The 21,658-nt window shown below is 71.2% G+C and carries 21 protein-coding genes; 13 read left to right on the forward strand and 8 right to left on the reverse strand.

Annotated features, from left to right (window positions below):
- Position 1: 1 nt before the first annotated feature.
- The gene (phnD, locus tag ABD240_RS01030; RefSeq protein ID WP_344334472.1) at positions 2 to 922 is read right to left on the reverse strand and encodes a phosphate/phosphite/phosphonate ABC transporter substrate-binding protein; all 921 of its coding nucleotides are present in this window, start codon (positions 920 to 922) and stop codon (positions 2 to 4) included.
- A gap of 300 nt (positions 923 to 1,222) precedes the next feature.
- Between phnD and ABD240_RS01035 the strand changes: the two genes are divergently transcribed.
- The 4 genes from ABD240_RS01035 (at position 1,223) to ABD240_RS01050 (ending at position 5,577) form a co-directional block, all read left to right on the forward strand.
- Positions 1,223 to 1,432 (forward strand): DUF4287 domain-containing protein, encoded by a 210-nt coding sequence (locus ABD240_RS01035; RefSeq protein WP_425546977.1) that lies wholly within the window; start codon positions 1,223 to 1,225, stop codon positions 1,430 to 1,432.
- A 273-nt stretch (positions 1,433 to 1,705) separates the two neighbouring features.
- A complete protein-coding gene (locus ABD240_RS01040; RefSeq protein ID WP_291793910.1) occupies positions 1,706 to 3,175 on the forward strand; it encodes an amino acid permease in 1,470 nt (489 codons plus the stop codon).
- Positions 3,176 to 3,365: 190 nt separating this feature from the next.
- Positions 3,366 to 4,649 (forward strand): ATP-binding protein, encoded by a 1,284-nt coding sequence (locus ABD240_RS01045; protein WP_291793859.1) that lies wholly within the window; start codon positions 3,366 to 3,368, stop codon positions 4,647 to 4,649.
- Positions 4,650 to 4,851: 202 nt separating this feature from the next.
- Positions 4,852 to 5,577 (forward strand): hypothetical protein, encoded by a 726-nt coding sequence (locus ABD240_RS01050; protein ID WP_291793862.1) that lies wholly within the window; start codon positions 4,852 to 4,854, stop codon positions 5,575 to 5,577.
- A gap of 137 nt (positions 5,578 to 5,714) precedes the next feature.
- On the opposite strand, the gene ABD240_RS01055 is transcribed toward ABD240_RS01050, so the two are convergent.
- Both ABD240_RS01055 and ABD240_RS01060 read right to left on the reverse strand, forming a co-directional pair.
- The gene (locus ABD240_RS01055; protein ID WP_291793865.1) at positions 5,715 to 6,653 is read right to left on the reverse strand and encodes an ATP-grasp domain-containing protein; all 939 of its coding nucleotides are present in this window, start codon (positions 6,651 to 6,653) and stop codon (positions 5,715 to 5,717) included.
- A gap of 36 nt (positions 6,654 to 6,689) precedes the next feature.
- Complete coding sequence (locus tag ABD240_RS01060; RefSeq protein ID WP_344334474.1) at positions 6,690 to 7,694, reverse strand: helix-turn-helix transcriptional regulator; 1,005 nt, start codon at positions 7,692 to 7,694, stop codon at positions 6,690 to 6,692.
- Between the two features lie 191 nt (positions 7,695 to 7,885).
- Here ABD240_RS01060 and ABD240_RS01065 point away from each other — a divergent pair, with 191 nt between their 5' ends.
- Complete coding sequence (locus ABD240_RS01065; RefSeq protein WP_344334476.1) at positions 7,886 to 8,548, forward strand: DinB family protein; 663 nt, start codon at positions 7,886 to 7,888, stop codon at positions 8,546 to 8,548.
- Complete coding sequence (locus ABD240_RS01070; RefSeq protein ID WP_344334478.1) at positions 8,545 to 9,045, forward strand: VOC family protein; 501 nt, start codon at positions 8,545 to 8,547, stop codon at positions 9,043 to 9,045. The genes ABD240_RS01065 and ABD240_RS01070 overlap by 4 nt, the downstream gene beginning before the upstream one ends.
- A gap of 157 nt (positions 9,046 to 9,202) precedes the next feature.
- Here ABD240_RS01070 and ABD240_RS01075 read toward each other — a convergent pair whose 3' ends face one another.
- The 3 genes from ABD240_RS01075 to ABD240_RS01085 form a co-directional block, all read right to left on the reverse strand.
- The gene (locus ABD240_RS01075) at positions 9,203 to 10,210 is read right to left on the reverse strand and encodes an SRPBCC family protein (RefSeq protein ID WP_344334480.1); all 1,008 of its coding nucleotides are present in this window, start codon (positions 10,208 to 10,210) and stop codon (positions 9,203 to 9,205) included.
- Positions 10,211 to 10,284: 74 nt separating this feature from the next.
- Positions 10,285 to 10,707 carry an ArsR/SmtB family transcription factor gene (locus ABD240_RS01080; protein ID WP_291793878.1) on the reverse strand — a complete coding sequence of 141 codons (423 nt, stop codon included), beginning with the start codon at positions 10,705 to 10,707 and terminating at the stop codon, positions 10,285 to 10,287.
- Between the two features lie 128 nt (positions 10,708 to 10,835).
- Positions 10,836 to 11,342, reverse strand: coding sequence for an SRPBCC family protein (locus ABD240_RS01085; protein WP_344334482.1), 507 nt, complete (start codon positions 11,340 to 11,342; stop codon positions 10,836 to 10,838).
- Positions 11,343 to 11,538: 196 nt separating this feature from the next.
- On the opposite strand from ABD240_RS01085, the gene ABD240_RS01090 reads away from it, so the two are divergent.
- From ABD240_RS01090 to ABD240_RS01105, 4 genes are all read left to right on the forward strand, one after another.
- Complete coding sequence (locus ABD240_RS01090; protein ID WP_291793885.1) at positions 11,539 to 11,961, forward strand: glyoxalase/bleomycin resistance/extradiol dioxygenase family protein; 423 nt, start codon at positions 11,539 to 11,541, stop codon at positions 11,959 to 11,961.
- 42 nt (positions 11,962 to 12,003) lie between these two features.
- Entirely contained in the window at positions 12,004 to 13,962 is a 1,959-nt protein-coding gene (locus tag ABD240_RS01095; protein ID WP_344334483.1) for a BCCT family transporter, read from the forward strand.
- Between the two features lie 27 nt (positions 13,963 to 13,989).
- Positions 13,990 to 15,291, forward strand: a complete 1,302-nt coding sequence (locus ABD240_RS01100) for a YibE/F family protein (protein ID WP_291793890.1) — start codon at positions 13,990 to 13,992, stop codon at positions 15,289 to 15,291.
- A 140-nt stretch (positions 15,292 to 15,431) separates the two neighbouring features.
- A complete protein-coding gene (locus ABD240_RS01105) occupies positions 15,432 to 16,850 on the forward strand; it encodes an LLM class flavin-dependent oxidoreductase (RefSeq protein WP_344334485.1) in 1,419 nt (472 codons plus the stop codon).
- A gap of 31 nt (positions 16,851 to 16,881) precedes the next feature.
- Here ABD240_RS01105 and ABD240_RS01110 read toward each other — a convergent pair whose 3' ends face one another.
- Entirely contained in the window at positions 16,882 to 17,766 is an 885-nt protein-coding gene (locus tag ABD240_RS01110) for a patatin-like phospholipase family protein (RefSeq protein ID WP_344334486.1), read from the reverse strand.
- A gap of 105 nt (positions 17,767 to 17,871) precedes the next feature.
- On the opposite strand from ABD240_RS01110, the gene ABD240_RS01115 reads away from it, so the two are divergent.
- Positions 17,872 to 18,804, forward strand: a complete 933-nt coding sequence (locus tag ABD240_RS01115; protein ID WP_344334488.1) for a quinone oxidoreductase family protein — start codon at positions 17,872 to 17,874, stop codon at positions 18,802 to 18,804.
- 99 nt (positions 18,805 to 18,903) lie between these two features.
- On the opposite strand, the gene ABD240_RS01120 is transcribed toward ABD240_RS01115, so the two are convergent.
- Positions 18,904 to 19,572 carry a mismatch-specific DNA-glycosylase gene (locus ABD240_RS01120; protein WP_344334489.1) on the reverse strand — a complete coding sequence of 223 codons (669 nt, stop codon included), beginning with the start codon at positions 19,570 to 19,572 and terminating at the stop codon, positions 18,904 to 18,906.
- A 64-nt stretch (positions 19,573 to 19,636) separates the two neighbouring features.
- Here ABD240_RS01120 and ABD240_RS01125 point away from each other — a divergent pair, with 64 nt between their 5' ends.
- Together ABD240_RS01125 and ABD240_RS01130 are read left to right on the forward strand one after the other, a co-directional pair.
- The gene (locus tag ABD240_RS01125; protein WP_291792536.1) at positions 19,637 to 20,761 is read left to right on the forward strand and encodes a baeRF11 domain-containing protein; all 1,125 of its coding nucleotides are present in this window, start codon (positions 19,637 to 19,639) and stop codon (positions 20,759 to 20,761) included.
- Positions 20,762 to 20,959: 198 nt separating this feature from the next.
- Positions 20,960 to 21,655: an SDR family oxidoreductase gene (locus ABD240_RS01130; protein ID WP_291792539.1), complete on the forward strand. Its 696-nt coding sequence runs from the start codon at positions 20,960 to 20,962 to the stop codon at positions 21,653 to 21,655.
- The last annotated feature ends 3 nt before the right edge of the window (positions 21,656 to 21,658 follow it).

Consider the following 21,658-nt stretch of genomic DNA (forward strand, 5'->3'; position numbering starts at 1 on the left):
CTCAGTCCAGGTCCGAGATGTCGACGTCCGCGACGGAGGCGATGTCGACGAAGGGGGTGAAGACGTCGTCCGCGGGTTCGACCATGGGCTCGACGCCCTCCGGGATCGCCTCCATGTAGACGCCGAGCGTCTCGCGGTTGGCGTCCGAGTACACCCGCGGAAGCGCGTCGAGGAGCGCTGCGCGCTTCTCCTCGCTCATGTGCTGGCTGCCGAGGACGGAGACGGAGACCGGCATGGAGATGCTCTCGCCGATCGAGCGGGTCTCACCCTCCTCGAACGGGAACATGGGGTCGTCCTGTCCGGCCATGGCGGTGAAGATCGTCGAGGTGCACGCGACATCGGCCTGGCCCTCCCGGAGTGCGACGAAGCTGCGGTCGTGACCGCCGGAGAACAGCTCCTCGAAATCGCCTTCGTCCGCACGCAGGCCCACCTGGTCGAGCATGTGGGTGGGCATGAAGTAGCCCGAGCTCGAGGCGGGATCGGCGAACGCGACGGTGGTCTCGGGCGTGATGTCCTCGAGGCTCGTGAGCGGCGAGTCGTCGAGGACGATGCAGCTGGACACCGGCTCCTCGGTGCCGGGCCAGGCGACGAGCGAATCGACCTCGCCCGTGCTGACGGCCAGCGCGGAGGGGAAGCCGCTCATGAGGCCGATGTCCTCGTGGCCGGCGCGGACGGCCTCGATGACGGCGGAGTAGTTGGGCACATCGGTGATCTCGACGGTCATCCCGGACTCCTCCTCGATGAGCGCCTTGAGCTCCTCGACGGGGGTGGCTACGGAGGGATCGTCGGTCACGGGCATGGTGGCGAAGCGGATGACGTCGTCGTCCGAGGCGGTGCCGCCGGAGGCGGAGGCGCATCCGGAGGCGAGGACGGCGACGGCGGAGGACAGTGCGCAGGCGGTGAGCACGGCACGGGTTCGCATGGTGGCGGAGGCCTTTCGTTCAGCGGTGTCATCGAAGGTGACGGCACCATGGAAGGCCGCCGAGGTGTCCGCGAATTACGAGAACGCCGGTCTCGAAGAGGAAGGGAGGGTGAACGATCGGTGAGGACTGTGGCGCTCGCCACTCGGAGCGGGCGCTGCCCTGTGCCGCGGGCGCAGACCGCCGCTGCCGCGCGCGGCTGTCTCCTCAGGCAGCGGAGGCCGGGGCGAGGGGCCTGGCGCTGTGCACTCCTGCCGCGCATACTGAGGAGGAGCGGACGCCGGGCGTCGAAGGAGAGCAGCGTGGCCGAGCAGATGAAGGGCCCCAAGTCCTACTTCCCCTCCATCGAGGAGAAGTACGGCAGGCCGATCGACGAATGGATCGACGTCCTCCGTCCCCACGCGGGGCTCAAGCACATGGAGCAGGTCGAGGTCCTCAAGGACATGGGCATGGGACACGGGCACGCGAATGCGCTCGTCCACGTGTTCCGGACCGAGCACTCCGGGGCCTAGCCGCGGCCCGGCTCCGCCGCCGTCACAGACCACTGAGGCCTCGGAACCGAGGTCGCCGGCGGCACCGCGCCTGCTCCCGGGGTCGAACCGCGCGGGAATCTGTCCTAGGCTCGTTCCGCCCTGCCGTCGTCCCCTCGGCGCAGGGCGACGGTGAGCAGGACCTCCTGTTCCCTCCCCGAACCATGAGGTGTGAAGAACGTGCCCGAGAGCCCCGCCACCGCCCAGGACGAGCCACCGGAACAGGATGCGCCACCGGGGCAGCCCGAGGCGGAGGTGACCTTCAGCGAGAGCGGGGGCGCGGGTCTGCGCCGTCGCCTCACCTCGCGCCACCTCAGCATGATCGCGATCGGCGGGGCCATCGGCACCGGTCTGTTCCTGGGATCCGGAGGCACCATCTCCCAGGCCGGCCCCGGCGGGGCGCTCCTCGCCTACGCAGTGGTCGGCATGATGGTCCTCTTCGTCATGCAGTCGCTGGGCGAGCTGTCCACGCACCTGCCGGTCGCCGGCTCGTTCCACACCTACGCCGCGCGCTACGTGAGCCCGTCCTTCGGATTCGCGATGGGCTGGAACTACTGGTTCAACTGGGCGATCACGCTCGCCGCGGAACTCGTGGCCGCCGGCGTCATCATGTCCTTCTGGTTCCCGGACGTGCCGGCCTGGATCTGGGCCGCGGTGTTCCTCGCCCTGCTCACCGGCCTCAACTGGCTCTCCGCCCGGGCCTTCGGCGAAGGCGAGTTCTGGCTCGCGCTCATCAAGGTCGTCACAGTCCTCGTCTTCCTGGTCCTGGGCGTCCTCATGATCCTGGGCGTGCTGGGCGGTCCCTCACCCGGCTTCTCCAACTGGACGCACGGCGACGGGCCCTTCGTGGGCGGCTGGGTCTCCGTCGTCAGCGTCTTCATGATCGCGGGCTTCTCCTTCCAGGGCACGGAACTGGTGGGCGTGGCCGCAGGGGAGTCCGCGAACCCGCGGCGGGACATGCCGCGGGCCATCCGCTCCGTGTTCTGGCGGATCATGCTCTTCTACATCGGCGCCATCGCCGTGATCGGCTTCCTGCTGCCGTACACGGACCCCTCGCTGCTGGCGGCGGCGAACAGCGAGGACATCACCGCCTCGCCGTTCACCCTCGTGTTCGAGCGCGCCGGCATCGCGCTGGCCGCCGGGGTGATGAACGCCGTCATCCTCACCGCCATCCTCTCCGCAGGGAACTCGGGCCTCTACGCCTCCACGCGCATGCTCTACGCGATGGCGAAGGAAGGCGTGGCGCCCCGGCTCTTCGCCCGGCTCAACGAACGGGGCGTGCCGGTGATGGCACTGCTCGCCACTGCGGCCATCGGGCTGTTCGGCTTCCTCACGGAGGTGATGGGCGACGGCGCGGCCTACACCTGGCTCATCAACGTCTCCGGCCTCTCCGGCTTCATCGTGTGGGTGGGCATCGCCTGGTCGCACTTCAGATTCCGCCGCGCGTGGATCCGGCAGGGAAGGAACGTGAGCGAGCTGCCCTACGTCGCCCCGCTGTTCCCGCTGGGGCCTCTGCTCGCGATCGTGCTGCTCCTGGTCGTCATCATCGGCCAGAACACGCAGGCGGTCGTCAACGGCCAGGTGCTCGAGGTGGTCTCCGCCTACATCGGCCTGCCGGTGTTCCTGGCGGTCTGGGGCGTGCACCGCGCGGTCACCGGCCGCGCGTCCCGTCAGGTGCCGCTGGAGGCGGTGGACCTCTCCGGGGCCGAGGCCTCGCCGGACTGAGCACCGGCGCCTCCGTGCTGTACCGTACCCTCAGCACACGTCTGTGATTCACGTCTCCTTGCGTCCCGGTGCAGCCCCTGCGTCGCGGCTCCTGCGGTGGGGTGCATGCGGTGCCGCTCATCCGAGGAGCGGAAGGCTGTGGTGCGGGCGCGGAGTGCGACGATGAGGACGAGGACAGCAGGGAGCATCCATGGCATCGGTGACACTGCGGGACTTCCGCACGGACGATCTCGGCAGGATGGTGAACCTGTGGGAGGAGACGCGCACAGCGGGCGTCGAGCCCGTCTACGGACTGGCGGAGGTGCTGGCCTCCTGCCAGACCGATGAGGTCGTCGTCGCGGCCGTCGAGGGGGAGGACCGGCTCATCGGTGCCGCGGTCGGTCGTGCCGCACACGAACAGGGGTGGGTGGTGTTCCTCGGAATCGTGCCGGAGCACCGCACGGAGGAGCTGGGAGGGCGTCTGCTGACGGCCCTCGAACGCCGGCTGGCGGGCGCAGGCATCGGCACGATGTCCGCCCTCGTCGACAGCCAGGTGCCGGACGGCCTCGACCTCTTCCTCGGCAACGGCTTCGGTCTCCAGCACGAACTGCGCTACGTCGAACGGCGCATTCCCGTCCAGGGGCGCGATCTCACCCTGCTGCGTGAGCTGGGCGGGCGGATCCTGCCGCCGGACCACTGGGACGCGGTGGGCGGCATGGAGCAGGAGAAGGCACTCATCGAGCGGCGGCTCGTCATGCCGCTGGCGCAGCCGGCGCTCGCGGAGCGCTATGGAGTGGTCCCGCCGCGTTCGGCCATCCTGTTCGGCCCGCCGGGCACCGGGAAGACGACGTTCGCCAAGGCGGTCGCCTCACGGCTGGGATGGCCGTTCGTCGAGGTGTTCCCCTCGCGCCTGGGAGGCGACCCGGCCGGGATCGCCGCGGCGCTGCGCGAGACGTTCGCCCGCATCGCGGAGCTGGAGCGCGCCGTGGTGTTCATCGACGAGGTGGAGGAGATCGCCTCCCACCGGCGAGGCGATCCGCCCTCGCCCCTGCAGGGAGTGACGAACGAGCTGCTCAAGATCATCCCCGACCTCCGGGAGCAGTCCGGCAGGCTCCTCATCTGTGCGACCAACTTCATCCGCTCCCTCGACTCCGCGCTGCTGCGTCACGGCCGCTTCGACTACGTGCTGCCGATCGGTCTGCCCGATGCCGCGGCGCGCAGGGCCATCTGGGAGCGGTACATCCCGCGGGAGGCGGAGGTGGAGGTCGCCGAACTCGTCGCCGTCAGCGACGGCCTCACGCCGGCCGACATCGAGCATGCGGCCCGCCGGGCGGCGCAGAGCGCGCTGGAGAGGGCGGTGGAGCACGGGGAGGAGGCGCAGCCCGGGCCCACGACCGGAGACTACCTCGCGGCGCTGCAGACCATCAGGCCGACGGTGAGCAGGGAGGTGGTCGCGGAGTTCCTCGAGGACATCGAGGTGCTCGGCCGCACGTGAGGCAGGATCCCACGGAGGCACCGCGTGACGGTTCCCTCGGAACGGCGTGCACGGCCGGCGCGAAGGCCCGGCTGCGGCAGGGCTTCCTGTGACAGGCCCGCATCCGCTGTGGCCGTCCTGCCACACGGAAAGTGCAGGGACACCTGTTTCCGACTTTAGACTGTTTCGTATCCGTAGAGGCAACGACAGTTGAGGAATCATCATGAGCAGGAAGCTCGCACTGCGCCCCACACTCGCCACCGCCGCTGTTCTGGGCGTCTCCCTCGTCCTCGCCGGGTGCTCCGGCGGCGACGCGGAGGCGGACGACGCACCGGCCCAGGAGGAGGCTCCGGCCGAGGAGGCGCAGGAGGACGCCGCCGAGGCCGCACCGGCTGCAGAGGAGGACGCACCCGCCGCTGAGGGCGGCGTGCCCAGCTGGGCCAAGGAGCCCACCGAGGGCGGTGACCAGATCGCGACGGTGGAGGCCGGCGACGTGACCGTCGACGTCTTCCAGATGGGCACCGCCCCGGCGCCCAAGGACGGCAACTGGGTGGACCCGGACACGGACGAGCCGCTCATCGCAGAGGGTGACGACCTCGTCTTCGTCAACTACGTCATCACGAACAACGGCGATCCGATCGATCTGGGCTCCAGCCTCGTGAGCGTCACGGCGGAGTACGACGACTGGGAGTACATGCAGGGCATGGGCGGCATCACGGACAGCGCGCTGTCCGAGGAGATGGGCGTGCAGTCCAGCGGAGTGGGCGAGACGGCGGATCCGACCGTCTACACCTTCGGCACCGGGGAGCACTTCAGCTACGGCGAGAACTTCCACTACCAGCCCGGCTCCGGCATCAGCTTCGAGGTGACGATCACCCCGGTGGACGCCGAGGGAGAGCTCCTCCACGACGAGAAGATCGAGGGCGAGGGGACCGGCACCATCGAGTGACCCTCGCCTGAGCCTGAGCCCGTGGTCGGACCGGGCCGCAGGCGCAGCGGGAACCGCGGACGCAGCCGGTGCGCTGAGCGGGCCGGCCCGGGGCGCGAGGAGAGGAGGGTGTGCACCCGCGGGTGCACACCCTCCTCTCATGCCCGGTCAGCCGTGACGTCTGCGGGATACGCCGTGCGCAGCAGGTTCCCCGTGTATCTGGCGATCTCCCGCGGGCCGGAGACGGGGGCCACGGCCTCGACGCCCGGGTTGTAGTTGGTGTTCGTGTTCACGTCATAGGTGAGCACGCGTCCGTCCGCCGTCTCGATGAACTCGATGCCCGCGATCTCTATCCCGGCACTCGCCAGGAAGCGTTCGTACTGGGCGATGACCGGCAGCTCTCCCGCATCCTCCCGCAGGCTGAACAGCGGGCGCTGACCGGGGAGCGCGCAGGCGTCGGCCGGGCACAGCTCGAAGCTGCCGGAGGACACGTCCACGCGCACGGCGTAGAGGAACCGGCCGCCGACGAACTCCGCCCGTGTGATGAACCCGTCCGCCGGCCGCGCGTACTCCTGGAGCAGTGAGATTCCGTCGTTCGGCTCCTCGAACTCCTCCGAGGCCGCCCATGCGGCGAAGGAGGCGTGGTCGTCGAAGCGCTGCACGCTCAGCCCCTTGCCTCCCTGGTTGTGCTTGTACACGAACGGGGCGGCGAATTCGCCGGAGCGCTCCACGAGGCCCGCTCGCCCGAACACCGCCGCCGTCTGCGGCACCGCGATGCCGCTGCGCGCGAGCGCCTGATGCTGGGCGGCCTTCGAGACCTCCAGTTCGAGGACCGCCGAGCCGTTCACGACGGTCCGGCCGTGCGCCTCCAGCCAGCGCAGCACCGCGCGGCCGTACTCCTTGGCGTGGTCGTGTCCGCGTGACGGCGAGGAGGCCGACAGCCGGGACCAGAAGACCCCCTCGGGCGGTGTCGTGCCGAGGTCGAGGGCGCCGCCCGTCAGCTCCCACTCCTCGAACGGGACCCCCTCGGCCGCGAACGCCTCCCGGAACGGCGGGAGCCATTCGGGATTGTCGTGGATGATGTGGACTGCGGTCACGGCGGGCCTCCTCCTGGCGGATCTGCCCGGCCCACTCTATGCCTCCGCACCCTCGCGTGCGCCGGCACCGTCACCGTGCGCAGTGCCCTCGGCCAGCGCCGCGAGCCGCGCCGCCATGCTGCGAGCGGCCTCGCGCAGCTCCGCCGGCTCCAGGACGACGATCTCCCAGCCGAGCATCGCGAGGTGGCAGGCGATCCACTCCAGGCAGTCGCCGGAGACCGTGAGCAGGCTCCAGCCCCTCTCCGCGTCCGGCGCCACACTGCCCACCTGCGGCGGCACCCGTGCGGCGAGCTCCTCGGGCGAGGTGCGGACCCGCACCCGGGCCGTGCGACTGTACGGCGCCTCGGTGACGGAGCTGCGGACGTACTCGACCGGATCCGGATGCTCCCTGCGGCGGAAACGCTGCCCGGTGGGCTCGAGGCCGCGCACGCGGTCCAGCCGGAAGGTGCGCCAGTCGTCCCGGTCGAGGTCCCACGCCATGAGGTACCAGCGCGGTCCGGTGGTGACCATGTGGACGGGTTCGACGGTGCGCGTGCTCTCCGTCCCCGTCCCGGAGACATAGGAGAAGCGCACGCGCTCGCCGTCGCGGCAGGCACGGGCGAGGGTGAGGAGGACGTCCGGGCTCACCTCTGCGACCGGTCGGTGCAGGGGATCCGTGGCCGCGTGCACCGCCCGCACCTCTGCGCGGAGACGCGGCGGCATGACCTGGTCGAGTGTGGCGAGCGCGCGCAGCGCGGCCTCGCCCGCGCCGGCGACGGCGTGGGTGGAGGAGAGGCGGAGGGACAGTGCTGCGGCCACCGCCTCGTCGTCGTCCAGCAGGAGCGGCGGCATCCGGGCGCCCCGCCCCAGCCGGTAGCCGCCGCTCGCGCCCGCGGCGGAGACGACCGGATAGCCCAGCGAGCGCAGGCGGGCGACGTCGCGGCGCACGGAACGGGTGGTGACGCCGAGTTCAGCCGCGAGCTCCTGGGCGAACCAGGAGTGCCGCTGCTGGAGGAGCGAGAGCAGGCGCAGCACCCGTGCGGCGGTGTCCTCCGTGCTCATGCGTGCTCCTTTCGCAGGCTCTTCTCCCGGTGGACGCACCTCACGAGTGCCCCACCGGCGGCGGATGAGCCCTTCCGCTCAGCCTCCCATACTCTGCGGACCGGATCTGTCCGCAGCAGGGGGAAGACTGGAGGGACGCGGGACGTCCGCGACCGGTGGTGCGGAACCGCCGGCGGAGAGAGGAGTCCGGTATGCCGGAGAGAGACGACGTGCTCGGTGCAGCGGGAGGGCCCGGCCAGGCGGCGGAGAACGGGGACGGAGGACGGCCTGCGGGCGGTTGGGCCGCGCAGCTCGTGGACCAGCTCGACTGGCACTGGCGCAACCAGCTGCGTGCACGCCTGGAGGGGCTCACGGACGAGGAGCTCTTCTGGGAGCCCGTGCCGGACTGCTGGACCGTGCGCCCGCGGGGGACCGGGACGGCGCCGCTGCAGGGCGGCTCCGGGGCGATGACGATCGACTTCGCCTTCCCCGAGCCGCAGCCCGCCCCGTTCACGACCATCGCCTGGCGGCTGGGCCATGTGCTCGTGGGCGTGCTGGGCGCGCGCACGGCCGCGCACTTCGGCGGTGAGCCGCGGGACTACTTCACCTACGAGTACGCGGAGACCGCCGCGCAGGCGCTGGCGCAGCTGGACGCGGAGTACGCGGCCTGGATCGCGGGCGTCTCCGCCCTCACGGAGGAGGACCTCGCGCAGCCGTGCGGGGAGGCGGAGGGGCAGTTCGGCCATCTGCCCATGTCCGCCCTCGTCCTGCACATCAACCGCGAGTTCATCCACCACCTCGCGGAGATCTGTCTTCTCCGCGACCTCTACGTCCACAGCCATGCAGTCGATGCACATGCAGGGGAGAGGCCATGACCGGCACAGCCGCGCGCACCGTCCAGATCACCGTCGACGCTCGCGATCCCCGCGCCCTCGCGCTCTTCTGGTGCGAGGCGCTCGGATACGCCGTGCCGCTGCCGTTCGGTGAGCAGACAGCGCCTCCGGGAGGGGAGGAAGAGGCCGCGAAGCAGGGGGATCCCTTCCGTGCCTGGGAGGTCTTCCTCGCGGGCGCCGGAGTGCCGTCCGGACAGTGGAACGCGAGAGCCGCAGCCGAGGATCCGGCGGGCCTCGGGCCCCGCCTGTTCTTCCAGCGCGTTCCGGAGGGCAAGTCGGTGAAGAACCGCGTGCATCTCGACGTGCGCGCGGCACCGGGGCTCGTGGGCGAGGAGCGGATGGCGGCCCTCGAGGCCGAATGCGCGCGCCTCGTCGCCGCGGGCGCCGCCAGGCTCGAACGGGTGGACCCCGCTCCGCCGCTGGAGGCGGGCTTCATCGTCATGGCCGATCCCGAGGGCAACGAGTTCTGCCTCGACTGAGCTCCGGCCGCGCTGGGTCCCGGTTGACTGAGTCTGGGCTGCGCAGGGTCTCGGCCGCGCAGGGTCTCGGACCGCACCGCGTCGGGACCCTGTCGCTCGGCACGCGGCCTCCGGAAGCGCACAACGCCTCCGGAGGCCGCGTGGGTGAGGGCCGGGTTCAGGCCGGACTCAGCACCTCCCGCTCCAGCCGGGCGTAGCTGTCCTCCATGCCGTTCGTCATCCCGGTGGCGAGGATCGCGTCCCGCACCTCCTGGCTGGGGTAGGTGATGAGCAGCGAGAGGAGGGTGCCGCCGGAGACCGGCGTCAGCGTCATCTCGTTGACGACCGAGGTCCACTGCTCGTCATTGACTCCGTTGGCCACCTGATCCCCGCCCACCATGCGCTCGGTGGTGACCTCGCGGTGCGGCGGCTGGGACTCCAGCACCTCACCGGTGAAGCCGAACCGGTTCTCCCCGTCATCCGACTCCCACTCGAAGCGGTACGTGCCGCCGACCTCGGCGGGCGGCTCGCACACCGGCATGGTCCAGCCGTCCGGGCCCAGCTGCCAGCGCTGGAGCAGCGCCGCCTCGTGGTGGGCGCGCCAGACCTGCTCCACGTCCCCGCGGATCACACGGGACACCCGCACCCTGGTGTCGCTGAGCAGCTGGGCCTCCGTCGCGCGTCCTGCGGCGAACGACTCGAGATCCGCGAGCACCGTGTCGATCTGGCCCATGGCGGCCTTGGTGCCCTCGAGCATGCCCATCTCCAGGAGCTGCGAGAGCTCCTCCTCGGAGTTGAAATGGGTGGTGGTGGTCAGGCGCGAACCGTCCGCGGTCTCCTCGAAGGAGAAGACCATCCGCATGGAGGGCAGTTCGGTGTTGGGATTGCCCTCGGCATCGGCGAAGCCGTCGCGGACCTCGAACGAGTGCGGTGCGTCCACGGCGACGAACTCCCAGTAGCCGCCGGGCGTGTCGCCGTCGGGTCCCGTCATGTAGTAGTGGGAGCGTCCGCCCGCCACCATGTCGTGGCGGGTGAAAGTCGCCGGATACTCCGGTGGCCCCCAGAACCGCTCGATCTTCCGGGGATCCGCGTAGGCGTCCCACAGCTGGGCCAGCGGCACGGGGAACTCCGCGACGATCGTGAGCGTGAGGTCCTCGGTGCGGGTGTCGATCTGCGTGATGGGCATGGTCCTGCCCCTTCTCCCGGAGGCTCCGGGTCCGTTCTCGGATGCGCCGCCCGGGAATGGGCGGAGCCGTGTGCTCAGCGCGGGAAGCCCTGCGGGCGGGTGGGGCGCCCCTGGCGGTCGGATGGGGTCTCGTCCTCGTCGACGGTGGTCCCCTCCTCCTCGAACAGCGAGTCGAGCCTGCTGATCCTCCCTCGCCAGATGCGCGCGTACTCGTCGAGCATGCGCTGCACGAGCGAGAGGGTCTCCGGGCTTCCGCTCACCACCCTCTCCCTGCCGTTCCGGGTCTTCCTCACGAGTCCTGCCTCCTCCAGGACCCTCACGTGCTTCTGTACGGCTGCGAAGGACATCTCGTAGTCACCGGCGAGCGCGGAGACGTTCGCCGGTGCCGCGAGCGTGCGGCGCACGATGTCGCGGCGGGTCGCATCGGCCAGTGCCCGGAAGATCCGGTTGACCTCGTCGTCCGTGAGCATCGGGTGCTCCGCCTCTTGTGCAACCATGTGGTTGTACATTACGACCGTGAGAGCGCGAGGTCAAGGGTTCCCCGGGAGGTTCTCAGGTGTGCTGTGGAGTCCCCACGCACCCTGCGGGGGCCACGCCTGCCGCGCCCCGCGCGTCCACACCTGCCTCACCTCCGCGTGCGGGTGCTCAGCTCCCGCGCGAGGCCGCGTGCGCCTCCCCGCATCACCGTGCGGTGCGAGAGTCCGGAGAGCGGTCGCAGCAGCCGGAGCAGGGGCCGTGCGGTGACGACGCACCAGACGATGTCGACGCGAGTGATCCCTCCGGCCTCGTGCGCGAGCCACAGACCGTGTCCGCGGAGGTCCCCGCGGACGGCGACGCGTGCCCGCCGGGGAGGTGCGGCCTCGACGATCCGGAGCGAGAGGCGCAGAGCTCCGGCGGGCGGTCCCGGGAGGAGCGGGCTGCGCACCGTGAGATCCACGCGGGCGCCGCTGCCGTCGCCTGTGCCCGAGGCCGGCGCGACAGTCCGCTCCATGCCCGGCCACCAGCGGGGCCAGGCGGCGGGATCCGCGAAGGCGTCCCAGATTGCTTGCGCCGGAGCGTCCAGGAGCCAGCGGGACTCGAAGTGGAAGGGCGCGGACTCGCCGGGCCGCGGCTCCGGGTGCTGGTGCAGCATCTGTGCAGTGTAGAGCCCTGTTGCACAGAGCGCTGTCCGTTTCTGAGTCATACCGGTGAATCGCCGGTGAGCTGGACCACAGCTCAGGCGAGCGGCGCATCATTGGTGCAGTCGCGCGGCCTGCGCGGCAGGAAGGCTCCATCGCGGGCCCCGCCGGAGGGGCCTGCCGGAATCCGGCTCCACGGAAGGACACGCCATGTCTGAGACCCTCGCCCCGTACATCGCCCTGCCCGGAACCGCAGGGGACGCCTTCGTGCACTGGCGGGAGGTGCTGGGCGGCGAGCTCGACATGCTCCGCTACGGCGACGGCCCGCCGATGGAGGGCATGCCGTTCACCCCGGACCCCCAGGCCGTCGCGCACGCCGTGCTCACCACCCCGGCCGGGCAGATCGCCGGTGGCGACGCCATGGGCCAGGACGAGGAGTACCCCGTGCGGGGCACTGCGTACTCGCTGCTCTACACGGCGGACTCGCCGGAGCGCGCCCGGGCGATCATCGAGGCCTTCGTCGCCGGGGGAGGTGAGGTGAACCTGCCGTTCGACCGTGCCCCCTGGGGCGACTGGTACGGCCAGGTCTTCGACCGGTTCGGAGTGATGTGGTCCCTGTCCGTGCCTGCGTGAGGCAGTGACACCAGGCGCACCGACGGAAGAGCAGGAGGAGACATGAGCGCACAGCCGGATTCCGCAGAGGATCTGATCGAACAGCTGCAGCAGTCCACGCACAAGAAGCGGGGGAGGAGGCGCATAGGGCTGGACAAGGCCGTGTTCGGCACCGCCGGGGTGCTGGCGGTCGCGTTCGTGGTCTGGGGCTTCGCCTCCCCGAGCAACCTCGGCGAGGTCGCGCAGACGCTGCTCGACGGGACCATGAACCGGTTCGGCTGGCTCTTCGTCGTGGCCTCGGCGGTCTTCACGGTCTTCGTGATCGTGGTGGCGATGAGCAGGTTCGGCAGGATCCCGCTGGGCAAGGACGATGAGCGGCCCCAGTACCGGACCTCCTCGTGGATCGCGATGATGTTCGCCACGGGGATGGGGATCGGCCTGGTGTTCTACGGGGTGGGCGAACCCCTCTTCTTCTACATGTCCCCGCCGCCGTCGACCGTCGAGGGCTCCACGGCGGAGGCGATGGGGACGGCGATGGGCCAGACGCTCTTCCACTGGACGCTCTTCCCCTGGGCCATGTACGCCATCGTGGGCCTGGGCGTGGCCTACGGCTCGTTCCGGCTGGGCCGCTCGCAGCTCTTCTCCTCGATGTTCACCCCGATCTTCGGCGAGAGGGTCGTCAACGGCACCGGCGGGCGGGTCATCAACATCCTCGCGATCCTCGCGACGCTGTTCGGGTCCGCCTGCTCCCTGGGACTGGGGGCCATCCAGATCGGCGGCGGCATCCAGTCCGCCGGCATCATGTCGTCCGTCTCGTCTCCCGTGCTCGTGATCATCATCGCGGTGCTGACCGCGGCGTTCGTCGCCTCCGCGGTCTCCGGGATCGAGCGCGGCATCCAGTGGCTGTCGAACATCAACATGGTCCTGGCGGTGGTGCTGGCGCTCATCGTGTTCATCGGCGGACCCACCCTCTTCATCCTCAACGTCATCCCGTCCTCGGTGGGCGCATTCGTGGAGGCGCTGCCGCAGATGGCATCCCGCACCACGGCGCTGGGCGACGAGTCCGTGGCGACGTGGCTGTCGACCTGGACCATCTTCTACTGGGCCTGGTGGGTCTCCTGGTCCCCGTTCGTGGGCCTGTTCATCGCCCGCATCTCCCGCGGCCGGACCATCCGCCAGTTCGTCGCGGGCGTGCTGTTCGTCCCCTCGGCCATCTCCCTCCTCTGGTTCGCGATCTTCGGCGGGGGTGCCATCGGCATCCAGGAGCGGGCGGAACGGGGTGAGGGGAACGTCGAGGCGCTCGCCTCGATGGTCGACGGCGCGCCGGACATCAACTTCGACCTCATCCTCTTCGAACTGCTCGATGCCCTCCCCGTCCCGGGCCCCGTCGCGATCGTGCTCATGGTCGTCACGGTCCTCCTCATCGCGATCTTCTTCGTCACGGGGGCGGACTCCGCATCCATCGTCATGGGCTCGCTCGCGGAGAACGGCGCCGAGGAGCCCACCCGGCGGTCCGTGATCTTCTGGGGAGTCGCCACGGGCGCCGTCGCCGCCGTCATGCTGCTGGCCGGCGGTGAGGACCCGGCGGAGGCGCTCAACGGCCTGAAGAACATCACGATCGTCTCCGCGCTGCCGTTCGTGCTGGTGATGCTGCTGCTGTGCGTGGCGCTGTGGCGGGACCTGCGGACGGATCCGCTGGTGCTGCAGGGCCGGCTCGCCTCGAAGCTGCTCGAGGACTCGGTGATGCAGGCCGTGGACACGCACGACGGGCCGTTCACGCTCTCCACACACCAGCTGCCGGTCGCGGACGCGGAGGAGGACCCGTCCGAGGCGGACGGTGCGGATGGATCGGATGGTGCGGACGGCCTCGGCGACGAGGACGCTCCGGGAGACCACGGCTCTCCGGGTGCCCAGGACGCTCCTGCGGGCCGGGACGCCCCGGAGGACGACCCCGCCGCGGCCCCCGCGGAGGCCGCCCGTGACGAGGCGGCGGAGGGAGGTGGCGCGCCCGCTTCGCGCTGAGGGCCGAAGCAGGGAAGAATCCTGTCCATGCGCACCCGTCTGCGGCCCACCCGCGAACAGTACGTCTCCCTGCTCGTCGCCCTGTGCGTGCTCGTCTTCGCACTGCCCGTCGTCATCGCACTGTGGCCGAGCCAGCAGCCCACGGGGCTGCCCAACGGCACCACCGTGGCCTACGAGCGCGCGGAGCTCACGGACGTGGAGCTGGGCGACTGCGCCCAGTGGGTGGACTCGGACTCCTTCTGCGGACAGGCGGTGGCCCATCTGGAGGACGGGTCCGCGCACCAGATCGGCATCACCAAGGACGGAGCCTCCGCGGACCTGGGCGACGGGGACGCGGTGGTGGTCTCCGTCTCCACGACGGCGGACGGCGAGGCGACCATCTACTCCTTCCACTCCGTGGAGCGGGGCACGGGGATGCTCGTCATCGCCGCCGTCGTCCTCGTCCTCGTCGCCCTCAGCGTAGGCGGCAAGGGCCTGCGGGCCTTCGCCTCCCTCGTGGTCTCCGCCCTCTTCATCTGGATGTTCCTCGTCACCGGCATCCACCTGGGCGGGAACCCGCTCGCCTATGCCGGCCTCACCTCCGTGCTCGTCCTCACTGTCGTCCTGCACTTCACCCACGGCTTCAGCGCCAAGACGCTCGCGGCCTGGGTGGGCACGGTGTGCGGAGTGGGGTCCGCGCTGCTGGCGGGCTGGGTGATGTCCACGGTGCTGCGGCTGACCGGCCTCGACGAGACGACCTCGGCGGCGGTGTTCGCGGCCTACGACATCGACGTGCGGGTGCTGGCGCTGGGCGCCCTCCTCATCGCCCTCATCGGCATCCTCAACGACATCACGGTGGCGCAGGCCTCGACGGTCTTCTCGCTCATGGACGTGGAGAGCGGAGGAGGCCACGCGCACGGTCATGCGCACGAAGGCGGCGCCGCAGGGCAGGCCGCGGCGGCCGACGGCGCCGTTGCCGGGCTCCGTCCCCGAGGCCGCGCCCGGCGGGCGCGAGGCAGCAGGTTCTCCCGCCGCGGCGCGGGCGAGCGCTCGCTCATGGGACGGGCGATGGAGGTGGGCCGCGACCACGCGGCCTCGGCGATCTACACCGTGAGCTTCTCCGTGGTGGGCGGGAGCCTCGCGGCCTTCGTGGTGGCCCGCTCCTACGACATGCCCATCTGGGCGCTGCTCCAGTCCGAGACCGTCGCGAACACCGTCGTCCAGCTGCTCGCGGGGATCTTCGGCCTGGTGGTGACGATGCCGGCGACCACTTTCTTCGCCATCGTCTTCGCCCGGAAGCTGTGCCTGCCGCGTGAGGGCGCGGGCGGCGGGGCCGCGGGAGGTGCGTGAGCCGGCGGCGGTGACGCCGGATGACGCCGTGCGGCGCGGTGTGACGGTGCTCTCCTCGAGCAGGTGCACGCGCCCCTAGCCTCGACGGGTCACGCGCCCCTGCGCACGCAGGATCCGGCGCGGCTGCGAGAGGAGACGGCGTGAGCAGGCAGATCAGGTTCAACGCGTTCGAGATGAACTGCGTGGCCCACCAGTCCCCGGGGCTCTGGCGCAGGCCGGGCGACGAGGCCTGGAAGTACAAGGACATGGACTACTGGCAGAACATCGCGCGGATCGCCGAGCGCGGCGTCTTCGACTCCGTCTTCATCGCGGACGTGCTGGGGACCTATGACGTGTTCGGCGGGAACGACCTCGCCGCGATCCGGCAGGGGGCGCAGGTGCCGGTGAACGACCCGCTGCAGCTCGCGGTGATCGGTGCCGGGGTCACGGAGAACGTGGGGTTCGGGATCACCGCCGGCACCGCGTTCGAGCATCCCGTGCCCTTCGCACGTCGCCTCTCCACCCTCGACCACCTCACGAAGGGACGGGTGGGGTGGAACGTGGTGACCGGATACCTGCCCTCGGCGGCGCGGAACCTGGGTCAGAAGGATCAGCTGGCCCACGACGCGCGCTACGACCACGCGGACGAGTACCTGGAGGTCGTCTACAAGCTGCTCGAGGGCTCCTGGGAGGACGACGCGGTGGTGCGCGACGCGGAGGCCGGCGTCTTCGCGGTCCCGGAGAAGGTCCACCACATCGGCCACCACGGCACCTACTTCGACGTGCCCGGCATCCACCTCTCCGAACCCTCTCCGCAGCGCACGCCGGTGGTGTTCCAGGCGGGTGCCTCACCGCGGGGCGTGCGGTTCGCGGCGGAGAACGCGGAGGCGATCTTCATCGGCGGACCCACCAAGGCGGCCGCGAAGAGCACCGTCGCCCGGATCCGTGCCGCACTGGCTCAGGCGGGCCGGGACCCCTACGACGCGAAGATCTACCTGCTGTCCTCGATCGTCACGGACGAGACCTCCGCCGGCGCCCGTGCCAAGTACGCCGACCTCCTGTCCTACGCCACGGTGGAGGGCGCACAGGTGTTCTTCTCCGGCTGGCTGGGCATCGACCTCTCCCGCTACGACCTGGACGAGCCGCTGGGCAACGTGGAGTCCAATGCGATCCAGTCCGCGCTCGAGGCCTTCCAGGGGGAGAACGACCGTGGCGAGACCTGGACGGTGCGCGACATCGTCAGGCTGGGAGGGATCGGCGGGCAGGGCCAGGTCTTCGTGGGCGATCCCGGAGAAGTGGCGGACACGCTGCAGGAGATCGTGGAGGAGACGGACGTCGACGGCTTCAATCTCGCCTACGCCACCACGCCGGGCACCTTCGAGGACGTCGTGGACCTGGTGGTGCCGGAGCTGCAGGCGCGCGGCGCGTATCCGGAGGAGTACGCGGCGGGAACCCTGCGGCACAAGCTCTTCGGCAGAGGTGACCGGCTGCCCGCCCACCACCGTGGTGCGCAGTACCGGGTGGGCGGGCCGCTCTCCACCGTCGACGACGTCACCGGCACCGGGCGGCCTGGGCGCTGAGCGCACCGGCGCGGCCGGTCGAACCCCCGCTTCAACTCAGCCCCAGGAACTCCCGCAGCGCCGGCAGCTCGCGGCGGGACTGGCTGAGCCCGGCGCGGTGGGCCGCCGCCAGCCGGGAGAGGCTGCGCGTGCCGTTCGTCAGCGGCATGCGCTCCGGAGCGAAGACGTGGGCGCGACCGGCGTGCTCGAGTTCGAAGACCCGCTCCAGGGTCGCGTTGTAGCGCTGCCAGCGGGTGAGCAGGGCCTCGGCGACGGCGGGGTGCCTCCGGAAGTGGGCACGGAAGTAGGCGGGGAAGCGCTGTGGCTCCTTCCGGTAGCCGCGCTCCTGCGTGAGCACCACGACGAACCTCTCGTACCCGTCCGCCTGCGCCTGCGTGAGCGCGATCCCGCCGTCGCGGCCCAGTGCGCCGTCCACGTAGGTGCGGCCTCCCATCGTCACCGGAGGCATGAGGACGGGCATGGTGGAGGAGGCGCGCACGCGGACCATGAGGTCGTCGATCGTCGTGAGGTCCTCCCGGCCCCAGACGGCCTCCTCGCCGGACTCCGCGTCGAAGGCGAGGATGCGCACGTCCGCGGGGTTCGTGCGGAAGGCCTCCCAGTCGAACGGGAGGGCCTGGTCCGGTCCGCTCGTCCGCTGATAGATGTACTCGGCGTTGAACAGCCCCTGTCCGCGCATCCAGGTGCGCACATCGCCGAACTGCGCGTCCGCCGCGAAGTCCACGAAGCAGCGGCGGGCCCGCCGGGCGTCACGGGAGACGAAGTTGGCGGTGTTCGTGGCTCCCGCGCTGATGCCGCCCACCCAGGGGAATTCGATGCCGGCCTCGAGCAGGGTGACGGCGAAGGCGCTGGTGTAGGCGGCGCGCATGCCGCCGCCCTCGAAGATCAGTGCGGTGCTGGACGGAGAGGTGCCGGTCATGGGCCCACTGTAGCCACGCCGGGGGCGCGGACGTCCGGAGGTGCGGGAGGCCGCCCGCCCCCGGTGCCGGGGAATACGGCATCTCCCCGGTGTGTTCCGCCCCACATGAAGGCGATCGGATACATACGGAACGGCGACCCCGACGTGCTGGAGGTCCTCGACCTCCCCGAACCGGTTCCCGGACCGGGGGAGATCCTCCTCCGGGTCCGGGCGGCGGCGGTGAATCCCACGGACACCGTCCGCAGGGCGGGCGGTGCGAGGGCGCAGGGCGATCAGCCTCCCTTCGTGCCGGGGATGGACGCCGCGGGCACGGTCGAGGCCGTGGGGCCGGAGACGGACACGGACCTCGCGCCCGGCGATGCGGTGATGGCGATCGTGGTGCCCGGCGGCGCCCACGGCGCCTATGCGGAGAAGGTCGCGGTGCCGGCGGAGTCCGTGGTGCGGATCCCCGCCGGGGCCTCCTTCCCCGAGGCTGCCGCGCTTCCCATGAACGGGCTCACCGCCCGGCTCGCCCTGGACACGCTCGATCTGCCCGCCGGCAGCACGATCGCGGTGACCGGCGCGGCGGGTGCCTTCGGCGGCCACGCGGTGGAGCTGGCGAAGGTGGACGGCCACACCGTCATCGCGGACGCGGCGGAGGCGGACGAGGAGCTCGTCCGCTCGCTGGGAGCAGACCACGTGGTGCGGCGCGGGGCGGGCTTCGCCGAGGCGGTGCGCGCCCTGGTGCCCGCGGGAGCGGACGGGGTCATCGACGGCGCGGTGCAGCTGGACGAGATCGTGCCTGCGGCGGCGGACGGCGCCACCGTCGTCACGATCCGGGGAGACAAGGGCGACCGTGCCCGCGGAGTGCGGTTCTGGTCGATCGTCGTGGGCAAGTACGCGCGCAGGCGGGATCTGCTCGAGGAGCTGCGGAGGCTCGCGGAGGCCGGCCGGGTGCGTCCGCGCGTGGCTGATGTGCTCCCCAAGGAGGCCGCGGCGGTGGCACACCGCCGGCTGGAGGCAGGCGGAGTCCGGGGCAGGCTCATCCTCGAGTTCTGAGCACCGGGTTCTGGGGGCCTCGGGTTCTGAACGCCGGGTTCTGAACGCCGGCGCATGGGCGGCGGATCCTTCGCTCCCGGCCGGGAACCGGTCCCCGGGTCAGGTGCCGAGGGAATCCCATACCTCCCGCCACTTCGCGGCGAGGGTGTCGATGTTCTCGTGCGCGTTGAGGCCGCTGGGCTGCGGCACCACCCACAGCGCCACGTCGGCCGGCCAGCCCGGCACGGTCTCCGGATCCTGCCGCCCGAGGACGGCCTTCCGCAGTCCGTAGGCCGTGCGGAACGCCGTGATCCCGGCGATGGCCGCACCCGCCGGGCGCATCGCACGGACGCGTTCGGTGAGCCTGACCCCGGCCGCGCGCAGCTCGTCCGCGGTGAGCTCGTCCGCGCGGACCGTCGCCCTCCCCACCAGATTGGTGAGGCCGATGCCGCGGTCCAGCAGCTGCGCCTCGTCCTCGGCCGTGAGGCCCGCCGCCGCGTCCACGACGTGGTCGGTGAGTCCGGCGCGGTGGAGGGACGGCCAGAAGCGGTTGCCGGGGCGGGCGAAGGGGGCGTTGACCGCGGCGGTCCACAGCCCCGGGTTGACGCCCACGATCAGCAGTCGCAGGCGTGTGTCCTCCAGCGGCAGCACGTCGTCGATCGCATCCGGGTCGTCGGACGCGAACCGGGCGAGATCGTCCCGGGTGGGCCTGCGGCCGCCGAGCGGCGAGGGGCGGCGGGGGCGGCCGGGGACGTGCGGGTGAGGGCTGCGGGCGTGGGTGGAGGGCATGCCCGCACTGTAGCGTTCCCCTGACCCCATTCCCTCCTGTGACCTGCGTCGCTACGATGGCGTCATGAGTATCGACATCCCCACCCGACAGGACCTGGCCGAACTCACACAGCACCGCGACCCCGCGAGTGTGACCCTCTACCTCAGTGCAGCGGAATGGGGCTCGCGCGCCGTCGCCCACGCCACGGAGGCCGCCCATCTGGCGCTGCGCACGGCGGCGGGCGCGGCGATCGCGGAGCTCGAGACAGGCGGTCTGCCCAAGGAGGACCGCGAGAAGCTCAGCGCTCACGTCAAGGATCTCGAACAGGACCGCGACTTCTGGGGCACCGGCGCCCGCAGCATCGCGGTCTTCGTCTCTCCGGAGGGGCTGCGCGCCTTCCGGCTCATGAATGAGCTCGCCTCCGGGCACTTCACCGGCGACCGCTTCGACGTGGGTCCGATGGTCCGCGCCGTCACCTTCGACCACACCGGGTACGTCCTGGCCCTCACGGAGGGGAACGTGCGCCTCCTGCACCTCGACTCCTCCGCGAGCTGTCGCCGCGTGGAGCTCGCGGATCTGCCGGAGGACGCCTCGGACGCGCTCACCCGCGCCCCGCAGGAGGGAAAGTTCGACCGGCAGCGGGCGGACGGCACACTGGGCCCCAAACCGGAGCAGAAGCGGTACGCGAGCCTGGTGCAGAAGGCGGTGCTCGCAGCGATCAGGGATGCGGACGCGCCGCTGCTGCTGGCCGCTGCGAACGACCTCGACCCCGCCTACCGGGACGTGAACACCCATCCGCGGCTGCTGGAGGAGTCCATCACGGCGAATCCGGCCTCGCTCACAGACGAGGATCTGGAGGTCCGCGCCCGGCAGATCCTCGACAGGCACTACACCCAGCGCATCGCGGACTGGGTGGAGCACTTCGGCAATCAGCGCGCCGCGGGCAGGGCCAGCTCGCAGCTCTCGGACGTGGCCAGGGCGGCCGCGGAGGGACGTGTGGCGGAGCTCCTGTTCGACATCGAGGCCGCGCAGGAGGGCACGATCGACGAATACGGCGTGGTCACCCTCGTGGATGAGCCGGGTCCGGAGGCGTACCGCGTGGTGGACGAGGTGGCCGCCCAGGTGCTGCGGACCGGCGGACGCGTCCGCGGCGTCCGCGCCGGCGACATGCCGGACGAGGGGTGGGTCGCCGCCGTGCTCCGCGGCTGAGGAGGCTGCCGGGCGCGCTGCGAGGGGGATCCTGCCGGGCTCGGGCGCGAGGCGGTCCTCGGCGCGCATCTCCGGGGCCTGCCGTCCGGCTCGTCCCGCGGTATTCCGTCCGCCGCAGAACGTCCGTCGCGGAATACTGCGCGATCAGCCGTGTTGAGGGGAGAGGACCTGGAACCCGACTGCACAGGAGGCATGGGCATGGCCGAGAAGAGCACGGACAGGCGCGCGGTGATCGTGGGCGGACACGGCAAGATCGCACTGCTGGCGGTGCCGCGGCTGCGGCGCGCCGGGTGGAGCGTGACCTCGCTCATCCGGAATCAGGACCATGCGGCGGATCTCCACGCTGTGGGAGCGGAGCCCGTGGTCCTCAGCCTCGAGGAAGCCGGCGTGGAGGACCTCGCGAAGGTGTTCGCCGGTGCGGACGCCGTCGTGTTCTCCGCGGGTGCCGGCGGCGGCAATCCCGCACGGACGAGAGCGGTGGACTACGAGGGTGCGCTGCGGACCTTCGAGGCCGCGGAGAAGGCAGGAGCCACTCGCTTCGTCATGGTCTCCTACGCGCGCGCCGCGGTGGACGTGGACCGGCTGGACCCGGAGGACTCCTTCTACCCCTATGCGAAGGCCAAGCACGATGCGGACGCCCGGCTGCGGGAGACGGAGCTGGACTTCACGATCCTGGGCCCCGGCCGCCTCACGCTCGAGGAGGCCACGGAGAAGGTGATGCTCGCGGATCGGACCGGTGCGGTGCCAGGTGTGGAGCTCACTCCTGAGACCGCCGTCACCAGCCGGGACAATGTCGCCGCGGCCATCGCGCACGTGCTGGAGACGGGCGCGGCCAGCAGGCAGACGGTGAACTTCTACGACGGGGAGACCCCGCTCGCGGAAGCCATCCGCTGAGCC

This window comes from Brevibacterium salitolerans (assembly GCF_039531405.1).
Lineage (GTDB): Bacteria > Actinomycetota > Actinomycetes > Actinomycetales > Brevibacteriaceae > Brevibacterium > Brevibacterium salitolerans.